Origin of the sequence: Trichocoleus sp. FACHB-90 (genome assembly GCF_014695505.1) — a bacterium.
Classification (GTDB): domain Bacteria; phylum Cyanobacteriota; class Cyanobacteriia; order Cyanobacteriales; family FACHB-T130; genus Funiculus; species Funiculus sociatus.
The window spans coordinates 42,970-55,154 of record NZ_JACJOK010000013.1 but is presented as its reverse complement, the minus strand read 5'-3'; the positions used below and the strand labels follow the sequence as shown (position 1 = coordinate 55,154).

General features: G+C 44.7%; 9 protein-coding genes. 4 read left to right on the top strand and 5 right to left on the bottom strand.

Annotated features, from left to right (window positions below):
• Positions 1–405: 405 nt before the first annotated feature.
• The 3 genes from H6F74_RS03250 to H6F74_RS03240 form a co-directional block, all read right to left on the bottom strand.
• On the bottom strand, positions 406–570 hold the full coding sequence (locus H6F74_RS03250) for a hypothetical protein (RefSeq protein WP_190436221.1): 165 nt from the start codon (positions 568–570) through the stop codon (positions 406–408).
• 371 nt (positions 571–941) lie between these two features.
• Positions 942–1,859 (bottom strand): histone deacetylase, encoded by a 918-nt coding sequence (locus tag H6F74_RS03245; RefSeq protein ID WP_190436218.1) that lies wholly within the window; start codon positions 1,857–1,859, stop codon positions 942–944.
• Positions 1,860–1,912: 53 nt separating this feature from the next.
• Complete coding sequence (locus H6F74_RS03240) at positions 1,913–2,152, bottom strand: hypothetical protein (protein ID WP_190436215.1); 240 nt, start codon at positions 2,150–2,152, stop codon at positions 1,913–1,915.
• Between the two features lie 216 nt (positions 2,153–2,368).
• Here H6F74_RS03240 and H6F74_RS03235 point away from each other — a divergent pair, with 216 nt between their 5' ends.
• From H6F74_RS03235 to H6F74_RS03220, 4 genes are all read left to right on the top strand, one after another.
• Entirely contained in the window at positions 2,369–3,667 is a 1,299-nt protein-coding gene (locus H6F74_RS03235) for a chloride channel protein (protein WP_347269470.1), read from the top strand.
• Between the two features lie 329 nt (positions 3,668–3,996).
• A complete protein-coding gene (gene gyrA, locus H6F74_RS03230) occupies positions 3,997–6,543 on the top strand; it encodes a DNA gyrase subunit A (protein ID WP_190436212.1) in 2,547 nt (848 codons plus the stop codon).
• A gap of 24 nt (positions 6,544–6,567) precedes the next feature.
• Complete coding sequence (gene lnt / locus H6F74_RS03225) at positions 6,568–8,274, top strand: apolipoprotein N-acyltransferase (protein ID WP_347269471.1); 1,707 nt, start codon at positions 6,568–6,570, stop codon at positions 8,272–8,274.
• A 68-nt stretch (positions 8,275–8,342) separates the two neighbouring features.
• Complete coding sequence (locus H6F74_RS03220; RefSeq protein ID WP_190436205.1) at positions 8,343–8,681, top strand: DUF4870 domain-containing protein; 339 nt, start codon at positions 8,343–8,345, stop codon at positions 8,679–8,681.
• Between the two features lie 89 nt (positions 8,682–8,770).
• Here the strand turns inward: H6F74_RS03220 and H6F74_RS03215 are convergent, their stop codons facing one another.
• Both H6F74_RS03215 and H6F74_RS03210 read right to left on the bottom strand, forming a co-directional pair.
• Positions 8,771–10,648 (bottom strand): tetratricopeptide repeat protein, encoded by a 1,878-nt coding sequence (locus H6F74_RS03215; protein WP_206756285.1) that lies wholly within the window; start codon positions 10,646–10,648, stop codon positions 8,771–8,773.
• Between the two features lie 79 nt (positions 10,649–10,727).
• Complete coding sequence (locus H6F74_RS03210; protein ID WP_190436199.1) at positions 10,728–12,074, bottom strand: AAA family ATPase; 1,347 nt, start codon at positions 12,072–12,074, stop codon at positions 10,728–10,730.
• Positions 12,075–12,185: the final 111 nt, after the last annotated feature.

Below are 12,185 nucleotides of genomic sequence, written 5' to 3'. Positions count from 1 at the left end.
AGAAGGGAATTGGGAATTGGGAATTGGGAATTGGGGAAAAAGTCTTACCCAGCCCCCAGTCCCCAGTCCCCAGTCCCCAGTCCCCAGTCCCCAGTCCCCAGCCCCCAGTCCCCAGCCCCCTTAGCTAAAAAAAAACCCCTGAATAGGGGTAGTTGTTGTCTCTACTGGTGAATACTTATCGATGTTGAGTCCCAGGTACTGTGGAGTAAGTCTAATCTGGGTTCTTAATCAACATCACTTGTAAAATCTGGACAATGGAACAAACTCATAGCAGTCTTCTTACAGGAAGTGGGTATTGGCGTGTTCTACACGGTCAATGCTGACGATTCCGAAAATCTGTAACCGTTGAGTGCGACGCGAGTGTTGAGTGCGTACAACTCAACTGACGAATACTGTGAGAACTGTCTAGCGAGAACCGAATTGCCGTGTTGGGAAATTGTCGTCAGATTTTTCTATCTTTTCGATTGCTGTCAAACCGATGTATGAAGCCGCCAGCAGCAATCCTGCTGAAACTAGATAGGCGTTTTCAATAATCCGGAGTGCTGTTTCAAAAGTAATGTAGGTAGTCATTGGTTCGTCTTTTCAGCTTTGGGCTGTTGTTTATCTTCCCTTATTACTCCACACCTTGGCTATGAATTTCCTCAGAAAGATCACTAGATTCTGCTTCAACCCAAAAAATTTCCCCGTAATTATACGGCTACGACTTGACCGCCTGAAAAGTAAAGGTAATATAAGGTAACTACAAAAACCGTAAAAACACTGAGATTGACTACCAGGGGAGTGCTTTCCTAAAGCAGCATCGAAGAGAAGCTTTGCACTTTTATACCATCTCGTTACTAGCTTTCGCCTCAAAACAAAATGTTCCCAGGCTATGTAGCCTAGGAACGAAAGCAAAGGTAAAGGCTGAGACTGGGGACGAGAGGAAGGAGAATGTCTTCCTTCTAGACCAAACACCTTTCGATAGTCGCTAGGACAGACTCAGATAGCGCCGAGAGATCATAACCGCCTTCAAGACCAAAAAGGATGCGACGGGTTACTTGCAGACAATAATCTGTAAATACGCCAAAATCTTGCGGTTGCAAGTTGATGCTGGCTAACGGATCGTCTGCATTTGCGTCGTAGCCTGCACTGACAATCAACAAATCTGGCTGAAAGTCGGTTAAAAAAGGCAGGATTTTTTGTTCAAAACGCGGTTTATAATCAGCGATCGCGCTGCCGGGAGGTAATGGTAGATTTAGTACGTTGTTGTAGTTTCCTCGTTCAGAGGCTTTTCCGGTGCCGGGATAGCAAGGATACTGATGCAGGGAACAGTAGGCAATTTTGGGATGGGTTTCGACAATATCTTGCGTACCGTTGCCGTGATGAACGTCCCAGTCGAGGATGGCAACGCGGTTGATTCCTGGTTGTTCAAGGGCGTGGTAAGCTGCGATCGCGGCATTCGAGAACAAGCAAAACCCCATGCCGGCGATTCTCTCGGCGTGATGTCCGGGGGGACGCGCTAGCACAAAGGCTGGGTTTCCGGTTTCGAGTACCCTATCCACTCCATCCAGCCATGCACTCACGGCTAATAACGCGACATCGTAACTCTGGGGGGAAACCAGGGTATCGCCGTCCAAGTGTCCGCCGCCGTTTTGGGCGATACGCTGGACTCTCTCGATGTGATCTTGAGTGTGAACTTGTTGTAAGATAGGCGCGATCGCTCTATCTTTCACTGGTGTCGGCAGCTGCCAATCAATTTGAGATGCCCAAGGAGCAGCATTTATTGCTTGTACAATTGCTGTTAGGCGTGCTGGTCTTTCGGGGTGAAATTGTCCAGTGTTGTGATTGAGAAAGTCATCCGAGTAGATTACTGGCAGCATAGTCGGAGCAAATTAGGCAGCATTGATGCTTTCTGGCATTGTATCTATCGTGGTTATTTGTCTTCCTCCGATAAATCTTGCTTATAAATATTGTCTATCATATCTGTTCCGCCTGGGTCGTTAAGCGATTGCATTGGCGGTGCGACAGCCGGGTTATTGATCAGGTATTGTGGATCTTCTTCCATCAGAGTTTCGTTGATTGATGGAGGCTGTTTAATTTTAGCGATCGCTTCTTTGACTTCTGGCTCTAATTCTTTGTCTTGTTCGTTCATGTTTTCTTCTTGTGCGCCCATAGCTAATTCCAGGCTTCTACTTGTATTTACTCTGTTTCAGCTTAAGCTTGCCTCTGGTAAGGCACCCACTACCTTGAGGCTTAATTTGAAATCAAATATTTTCACCCTATTAGGTTTCGATATCTCTAAAATCCATAAATTAAAATTCTTCGGCTTACTTCTGGAGTTAGCGTAAAGTAAGCAACTCTTTCGCCTACGATATCAAGGAAACAAGCCGTGTCACCCAGAAATCGCCCTCCAAATAATGAAACTCAACGCTGGACATTTCCTCAGCTTTTTGGGCTGGTAAAGCGTAATCCGTTAATGATTTCCCGCTGGGTCTTCCGCTGGGCGATTGTTGGTACTGTTTGCGGATTATTCGCTGGGTTGTACTGGAACATTCTGGAGTTGATGATTCACGTCCTACACCAAGTTGAGGGGCCGAGACTACTCCTATTGATGCCTCTGGCTGGTTTACTTGTTGGCACGGTAATTCATTTTTTAGGAAATCCGGGAGAAATTGCCGTAATTGTCGATAATATCCACTTTCGCGGCGGACGGCTGGATGCAACTAAAAATCCGTCAATGATTCTGGCATCTCTACTCAGCATATCGGCTGGCGGTAGTGCTGGCCCAGAAGCGCCACTGGTACAAGTAACCGGATCTTTTGGTACGTGGGTAGCGGATCGCTTGCATCTGGAGGGGGAAGACCTGAGAACGATGAGTTTGGCGGCGATGGCTGCTGGTTTCACTGCTTTGTTTGGCGCACCTCTTGGCGGTGCAATATTCGCTTTGGAAATTTTGCACCATCAACACGTTGTGGAGTATTACGAAGCAATGCTTCCAGCGATTGTTGCCAGTTGTGCGAGTTATCTCGTGTTTGCTGTAATTACTAAACTGGGTATTGCACCGACTTGGCATTTTCCCCAGTACCTTTTAGAAAACGTTGATGATTATGGCTGGGCAATTTTGTTCGGGGTTATTGGGGCGATTGCTGCATGGGTGTTTATGGCAATTTTTCGCGGGTGCGATCGCATCTTTGCCCGCATCGGTGGCCCGATTTATTTCCGCACCACACTCGCAGGTCTGGGATTGGGCATTTTAGCGGTATCTTTCCCCCTAACTCGTTATTTTGGTCACGAAGAGTTAGATACCGTCTTGGTGGGTAACTTTTCTGCTGTTTTCCTCTTTACTCTAGCTTTGGCAAAGATGGCTGCGATCGGCGTTACTGTCACTGGAGGTTGGCGGGGTGGGTTTATCATCCCGCTATTTTTTACAGGTGCGTGTTTGGGGAAAGCGATCGGAATTTTAATTCCCGCACTCAATCCTTCTCTTGCCATGATTTGCACAATGGCAGCGTTAAACGCAGCAGTGACGCGAACACCTATAAGTACCACTTTATTGCTGTCGAAACTTGCCAATATCAGCCCTTTAACGCCAATCTTGTTCGCTAGTTTAATTGGCTTCTTTCTCGCACCCAAAGCACCTTTGATTGCTTCTCAACTCAAGACTCAACAAGAAGCGATCGCAGAATAGTCATTGGTCAATATTCATCAGCAGCTATTGTGTCCGTATGCGATCGCGCACTAAGCTGATCAATTTTCTCGCCATAGCGACCAATCAATAAAAACCCTCATTCCTCGCACGCACAGCGGACGTAAGATAATCCTGTTCGGTTCCTGTTTCGGGGAGGGTTGGGGAGGAGTTTTTCGACACACCAATTGTCAATGACTAACGCCCAATAAAAGCCAAAATGTGATAAAATTTTCATATAATTTGTCATTCTTTAGAATTAAGGCGGAAATAATCGCAATTTTTTGCGTATTATCTGCCATTATTCTACATTTTTGGAGCTTTTTCATAGTATGACCACTTCCCAGGAGCGGATTATCCCAACGGATTTAGGGAATGAGATGTCCCGGTCTTACCTGGAATACGCAATGAGCGTAATTGTCGGTAGGGCGCTGCCAGATGCCAGGGATGGTCTGAAACCCGTACATCGTCGCATTCTCTACGCAATGCACGAACTGGGGCTTACCCACGATCGTCCTTTCCGCAAGTGTGCAAGGGTGGTGGGGGAAGTGCTGGGTAAATACCACCCCCACGGTGATACTGCGGTATACGATGCTTTGGTACGGATGGCGCAGGATTTCTCCATGCGCGACCCCCTGATTAACGGACACGGCAACTTTGGTTCAGTTGACAACGATCCGCCCGCGGCAATGCGATACACTGAATGCCGCCTAAGATCCCTCACAGGAGCCGCCCTTTTACAGGATATTGAGTCGGAAACTGTAGATTTTGGGGATAACTTCGATGGTTCCCAGCAAGAACCGCTGGTATTACCGTCGCGCATTCCCCAAATGTTGCTCAATGGTTCCAGTGGTATTGCGGTGGGGATGGCAACGAACATTCCACCGCACAATCTGGGAGAGTTGATTGATGGATTAATGGCGCTAATCCAGAATCCAGAAATAACCGACCTCCAGTTGATGCAGTATATTCCGGGGCCAGATTTTCCCACAGGAGCGCAGATTCTGGGAGTATCTGGGATTAAGGAAGCTTATACAACTGGGCGCGGATCGATTACGATGCGGGGTGTCGCTGAAATAGACACCATTGAACATCGGGGACGACCGGATCGGGAAGCGATTATTATCACTCAGTTGCCTTACCAAACGAATAAGGCAGCGTTGATTGAGAAAATCGCCGACATGGTGAATGATAAGAAGCTGGAAGGGATTGCAGATATTCGGGATGAAAGCGATCGCGATGGGATGAGAATCGTGATCGAACTCAAGCGAGACGCTTATCCCCGCGTTGTCCTCAACAACTTGTACAAGCAAACGCCCCTGCAAGCGAACTTTGGGGCGAATATGCTGGCGCTAGTGAATGGGGAACCCCAAACGCTCACAATCAGACAGTTCCTCACCGTTTTCCTAGATTTCCGGATTGAGTGCATCACCCGCCGCACCCGCTACGAACTGCGGAAAGCAGAAGAAAGAGATCATCTGCTGCAAGGGTTACTGATTGCCCTGTTGCACCTAGATGAGATGATTGAGTTGATCCGCCGCGCCGCCGATACACCAACGGCAAAGACGCAGATGATGGACAACTACGGGCTTTCTGAGGCGCAAGCGGATGCAATTTTACAGATGCAGTTGCGGCGACTGACTGCACTGGAAGCTGAGAAAATTCGCTTAGAACACGATGAGTTACAAGCGCAGATTGCCGACTTGCAAGATATTTTGGCACGACGCGAACGTATCTTAGAAATCATCCAAACCGAGGTGACGGAAATCAAAACCGTCCACGCGACACCTCGCCGCACCGTCATCGAACACGCGGAAGGTGAAATTGACGACACCGACTTAATCGCCAACGAAAAAGCCTTAATTCTGCTAACAGAACAAGGTTATCTCAAGCGGATGCCAGTTAACACCTTTGAAGCGCAAAGCCGCAACACCAGAGGTAAAAAAGGTACTGGCATGAAAGAGGATGATGGCGTTGAGCATTTCCTCACCTGCTGCGACCACGATAGCGTTTTATTCTTTAGCGATCGCGGGGTCGTCTACTGCCTCAAAGCTTACCAAATCCCAGCTTCTTCTCGCACGGCGCGGGGTATCCCCATTGTGCAAATGTTGCCCATTCCCCGCGACGAAAAAATCACCTCAATCGTGTCGGTGAGCGAATTTAGCCGGGAAGAATACCTGGTAATGCTAACTAAAGGCGGCTACATCAAAAAGACAGAATTAGCTGCTTTCAGTAACATCCGCTCCAATGGCTTAATTGCCATCTCCTTAGAAGAGGGAGATCAATTGCGGTGGGTGCGACGCGCTAGAGTGGATGATAGCATCATCATCGGATCGCGCCAAGGCATGGCAATTCACTTCCGCACCAATCACGAGCAACTGCGTCCCTTGGGTCGTGCTACTCGCGGAGTCAGAGCAATGGCTCTCCGTACTGGGGATGAACTGATAGGCATGGATATACTGCCAAGTCAAGTAGTCGCGAAAATAGCGGAGATTGAAGAACCGGAAGCAGCTGAAGACGCTCCCATCCTCAACGGTAACGGGCCGTGGGTGCTAGTAATTACAACAGGCGGATATGGGAAACGGGTGCCAGTTGGTCAATTCCGGCTGCAAAATCGCGCTGGGATGGGATTAGTTGCCACTAAGTTCCGCAAGCCTAACGATAAACTAGCTGCTCTGCGAACCATCAATGAAGGTGATGAGCTAATGATGGTGACAAGCCGAGGCATTATCATCCGTCAAGCAACAGATGCGATTTCCCTGCAATCAAGAATGGCAACAGGGGTAAGAGTGCAACGACTTGATGAGGATGATGCGATCGCTGCGGCGGCGTTAGTTCCCCCCTCTACTGGTGATGAGGAAGAAGTTCCAGAAGAATAAACCATGAAGGAGGAAGGATGAATGATGTTGAACATATTTCGCCTTCCTCCTGTCTTGATAAAGCGCATTTCTTGGCGTTCAATTATTGCCTTAGCAAGTGGTATCTTGATGGGGTTAACCACTGCACCAGTAGGTGCGTGGTTTTTTGCTTGGATTGCCTTAGCGCCCCTGTGGGTTTTGGTTGTCGAAGAACGTAAAAAGTTAGAAGTAAAAGAGCAAAAGAAACGAAAATTCTTTCTTTTACCTTTTGCAACTCCCCTTTTTAAGGGGGGTTGGGGGGATCTCCTTTTGCCTTTACTTTGGGGAATCGGCTATCACGGCGTAGCTTTATTTTGGATTACCGGGATTCACCCGATGACGTGGTTGGGAGTTCCGTGGCTGGCGAGTTTAGCGATCGCATTCTTCTGCTGGACTTTTATCACCCTTTGGGGAGCCGCATTAGTTACAACTTGGGCAACTTGTCAAGCTTGGATTAATCGAAACTCCAAAATTTCTGCCTTAATGCGCGTTTTAATTGGAACAGCTTTGTGGTGCGGACTTGAAAGTCTTTGGGGTTCCGGAAGCCTGTGGTGGACTTCCCTTTCCTTCACCCAAAGCCCTCACAATCTGGCAATTTTACACCTCGGTCAAATCTCAGGGCCCAACACAGTAACAGCAGCAATCGTCGCAATAAATGGCTTAATTGCCGAAGCCTTAATTAACCGCAAACAAGGCCAAGAAAAAACTAATTCTACCTCTTCCTCTATATCTTCTGCGCTTGGGCGGTTCCTTCTCCACCCAGGCTATTTAAGTATTGCGGCTGGAATATTTATAGGGTTGCATCTCATAGGATTTGGATTGTACAGCCGTCCCCTACTTCAACCGCCAGAAGCAGCATTAAAAGTAGGAATTATTCAAGGAAATATCCCCAATAAAATCAAATTTGATCGGACTGGCTGGGAGCGTGCTATAGAAGGATACACCAGCGGTTATAAAGCTTTAGTACCAGAAGTTGATGCAGTTATAATCCCAGAAACCGCATTGCCCTTCGTATGGAATCAGCCAGAAAGAGTTGGCAGTTCCTTCTACTCAGCTATTAAGGAAAACGGTGTTGTTGCCTGGGTGGGAGGATTTGGCAAGCAGGGAAATAACCTGACAAATAGCTTATTTACTATCACTGGCAAAGGTGAAATTTTCAGCCAATACGACAAAGTTAAACTGGTGCCTTTGGGAGAATATATTCCCTTTGAGCAATTTTTAGGAAAGATTATTGATAAACTTTCCCCTTTAGATGCTCAGCTAATTCATGGGAAACAAAACCAAATATTTAATACACCTTTTGGTCTTGCCATCATCGGGATTTGTTATGACTCCGCCTTCCCCGAACTTTTCCGACATCAAGCAGCTGCGGGTGGGCAATTTATTCTTACAGCTTCTAACGATGCTCATTACACCTCAACGATGATGGGTCAACATCATGCCCAAGATTTGATGAGGGCGATTGAAACTGATCGCTGGGCTGTCCGCGCAACTAATACTGGATTTTCTGGTGTGATAGACCCCCACGGCAGAACTCAGTGGATTTCTAGAATGAATACTTATGAGATTCACGCACATACAATTTACCGCAGACAAACGGAAACTTTGTATGTGCGTTGGGGCGATTGGTTAACGCCATTATTGTTGATTGGTGGCGCGATCGCGTGGTTCTTCAACAGCTTCTGGAGAAATAATTATCGTCCGAGAGACTGATGGCAAACTAAAGTTTTGAAAGGCTACCATCGAAGTGCGATCGCATTTCGTAGATGAGAGGCAGTGGCATGAGTGACTTAGATCGACGGAAGCTTTTATCTGGGCTATGTCATGGAGCAATCTTTTTGAGTTCCACTATCGTATCTATCGGCATACCCATTGCAATTTTGTTCATCACCGATGATCCAGTGGTCAAAGAGAACGCCAGAGAATCCCTCAACTTTCACATCAATCTTTATATTTATTCAGCCATTTGTCTGATGCTGAGTTTTATCGTAATTGGTATACCACTGTTTATTTTGCTAGGCATTGCAAGTTTTGTAATGCCAATTATTGCTCTTGTCAAGGTTCTCAGCAATCCTAATAAACCCTACCGTTACCCGTTGATTTTTCGTTTAGTGCAATAGCAAATAATAGCTAAGCGAGCGGTGTAGATCCAGATTTACTAGCTTAAAAAAAGACTTTTGCTAAAGCGCGATCGCTTACTTCCTCAATTTTATGTGTTACCGCTAATGGAACTCTCTTGAGCATCCGCCATCTGCTGCACATCAGCAATCATTTGGCTAACGTTTTCTACCTCTGGAGACGTGAATTGTTGAAAAACTGCTAAAGATTCCTGCAAGTAGGCTACGGCTGTAGTAAAGTCTCCCTGAGTATATGCTAATAACTTCCCTATGTTCATCAAAGCTGATGCTTGAAATTTCTCCTCACGCAGGTAATTCCAACATTTAAGAGCCTGCTGATAAAACTCAATTGCCTGTTGATATTGCTTTGAGAAAGTGTAAACATAACCCAGAGTATGCACAACTACGGCTTCAAACCGGCACTCACCAATTTCCCGTGTTATTTTCAGACACTGCTGATAACACTCAATTGCTTGTTGGTACTGCTCTAGGGCATTGTAAACACCGCCCAGATCATTCAGAGTTAGAACTTCAAATTGACGATCACCGATTTCCTGTCTAATTTCCAAGCACTGGTGATAACATTCAATTGCTTGCTGGTACTGCTCTAGGTCTCTGTAAACACCGCCCAGCTTATTTAGAGCCATCCCTTCAATTTTGCGAGTACCGATTTCCCTTGCAATCGCCAAGCACTGCTGATAAGACTCAATTGCTTGCTGGTACTGCTCTAAGGCATTGTAAACATCACCCAGAGCATTCAGAGGTATGGCTTCAAATTTACGATCACCGATTTCTCGTACAATTGCCAAGCACTGCTGATAAGACTCAATTGCTTGCTGGTACTGCTCTAAGGCATTGTAAACATCGCCCAGATTGCTCAGAGTTATAGCTTCAAATTTACGATTACCGATTTCCTGTCTAAATTCCAAGCACTGGTGATAACACTCAATTGCTTGCTCGTACTGCTCTAGAGTATTGTAAACATCGCCCAGAGCATTCAAAGCGATACCTTCAATTTTGCGAGTACCGATTTCTTTTACAATTGCTAAAGACTGCTGATAAGACTCAATAGCTTGTTGGTACTCCTCTAACAAAGAGTAAGCATCGCCCAGAGAATTCAGAACTATGGCTTCAAACACGCGCTCGCCAGTTTCCCGTGCAACTCCTAGTGATTGCAGGAAGAAAGCCATCCCTTGCTCAACTTGCCCCTGTTTGACATAGATAGCTCCTAATTGAAACATAACAGTAATTTTTTTGTTTTTTAAATCCTCATTTTTATTTACTAACTTAAGTGCTTTTTCCAGGTATTCTGTCGCTTTTGTGAATTCAAACTGGTTGCTGTTAACCTCTCCTAACTGAGTCAAAATATCAATCCGGGTCTGTAAATTATCTTCTGTTTCATGACAACCAGAGGGGCTGTATTCCATCAAGAGTCTATGTAACAAATCAACTCGCTCTTGTTTTTCAGGCAACTCTAACTCATTGATAATTTTTTCAGATTGGAGAGTTTTGGCAAGGGCATCATCTTTAGTAGATTGAACTGTATTAAAGTGAAAAACGCCTGATTTCCACGCCCAAAAATCAGGTGCAAATTTAGCTAGACGAGTAATCGCATAATCTGGTAAGCAAAAAAGAATAGGATGAGGGACGCTTTTAGTAAAGGAATCCCGAACAAAGTTGAGATCCTGTAGCACGGGTGGGTATTCCCCAAACATCCCAATTGATTTTTCTAACCCTTGCAGGATTAAAACTAATTTTTTATCAGGGTCAATATTTATATCTGGAAGCTTTTGGATTATTGCATCCCTCAAAAATCGCAGTTCCGGATTGTTAAAATTTAGCAACTCAAACTGAATATCTTTGCATTTAGGATGCTTTTTGAGTGCTTCTATCAAAGTATCTAAATCTTTATAAAAATTAATTTCTATAAATCCAATTGTAAAACCTTCAGCAAAATCTAGAAAAGTCAACAGTTCAGATAACTGCTGCTGATTTATAGAAATAAAGTTATTGAAATTTGAAGCTAATTCAGATAGCTTCAGGTAATCATTAAGGATATTGGAGACCTTGTTTAAGAGCTTTTTGGAAGGCATCTATTTGCTTAATCACTGGGTTAACGTAGTTCCACCGATTGGTGCCGTTATATTCTAAAACAGATGTATTAAACAGCATCAATTGCCCTATCTCGTCTTTATTAATATCTTTATTTATGCACACTTCTGCTAAGAGAGGATAGTGTTCTGTAGGAATAACTCGCTCAAAGTTAAATTGCTCCTGTTTAACTGCATAGGTGACATCTTCAACCGTAATTTTCTTGTGACCACGAGTGCTGGCAGTTTGGCAAGCAGTTCGCATCATCTGCATTAACTGGCGGACATGACCACCGCTGGCTTTTGCTAAATTTAGTAAGGGTTCGGGCGATTCAAATACAGCCTCAATTTCGACTCGATGCTCAATCAAACTGGCAACCGCGTCTAGTGCTTTTTGGTTATAGTCTAAATCTACGCGATCGCGTTCAAATTCATAAATATTTACCATTGGTACAATGTTGGGTTTATCGAAAACGTTATTTAAGTTTTTTTCTGAATAAAGTATAGAAATAGGTACCGTGTAGATAATCGTGCAGTGTAGTTCTTGCAACTGTGCTGCATAGTCAAAAAACAAATGATTGCCAACATTCGGTGGTACTCGATCTAGATTATCAAAAATTATCAAAAATCCTTTGGAATGCGGAAATTTAGTTCGTAATTTTTTATAGCCATCACTCACCAAAAGATTAATATCACTTTTGAGGCGAGAAATATCTCTTTCTAGCGCTTCTCTAATTGATATTTTTTTCTTTTCCGAACCTTTGATTTGAGCAGTTACTTTAGCTAATAATTTAGCAATAAAAGGAATCTCTGCACCGGCTTCTGCTGTTGTTTCTATACCAACAGAGTTTTCTATAGTTGTTTCGGTCTCTTCAGTAATATCTTTAAACCAGGACTCAAAGCTATTTAGAAGTTGAGTGTCAAACTTTAAACCCAAAATGCGTAATTCATACTCAACAAGCTTGATAATCACCAAATACAAATCTGTATAACGAGCATCGTTAATATCAATTTCTTCATCTGATTCTAAGTAAATCACCCGATAATCAGATTCCCATCGACTCTTAATGCGCCTCAGCTCTGTACTCTTACCGCAGCCTCTATGCCCTGTAAATAAAAGTGTAGTAAATTCTCCAGCTTCTTGAAAGTCTAAAATGGTGCTAACATCTTCAACCGCCTGAGTTTTCCGTACCGTTGATAGGTGAACATAGTATCGCTGGATGTTTTCACCTTCTAGTGGGCGTACATCACAAACCCGATACGCAGCTTTAAGAGTCGTAGCACGATTGGGAGGAAGTGGAACCATCGGGTTAGCCTAGTTGTAGTAACTGAATAGAGCTATAAAAATTTATATAGCCAAATTCTAGGCGATTTGCTGTGCCATCTCAAACCCTATCGTGTCTTGCGGCAAAATCTA

Bases quoted from the DNA above. Each gene is read 5' to 3' on its own strand.
- H6F74_RS03250 (WP_190436221.1), bottom strand. From the start codon at position 570: ATGACTACCTACATTACTTTTGAAACAGCACTCCGGATTATTGAAAAC.
- H6F74_RS03245 (WP_190436218.1), bottom strand. From the start codon at position 1,859: ATGCTGCCAGTAATCTACTCGGATGACTTTCTCAATCACAACACTGGA.
- H6F74_RS03240 (WP_190436215.1), bottom strand. From the start codon at position 2,152: ATGGGCGCACAAGAAGAAAACATGAACGAACAAGACAAAGAATTAGAG.
- gyrA (WP_190436212.1), top strand. From the start codon at position 3,997: ATGACCACTTCCCAGGAGCGGATTATCCCAACGGATTTAGGGAATGAG.
- lnt (WP_347269471.1), top strand. From the start codon at position 6,568: ATGTTGAACATATTTCGCCTTCCTCCTGTCTTGATAAAGCGCATTTCT.
- H6F74_RS03220 (WP_190436205.1), top strand. From the start codon at position 8,343: ATGAGTGACTTAGATCGACGGAAGCTTTTATCTGGGCTATGTCATGGA.
- H6F74_RS03210 (WP_190436199.1), bottom strand. From the start codon at position 12,074: ATGGTTCCACTTCCTCCCAATCGTGCTACGACTCTTAAAGCTGCGTAT.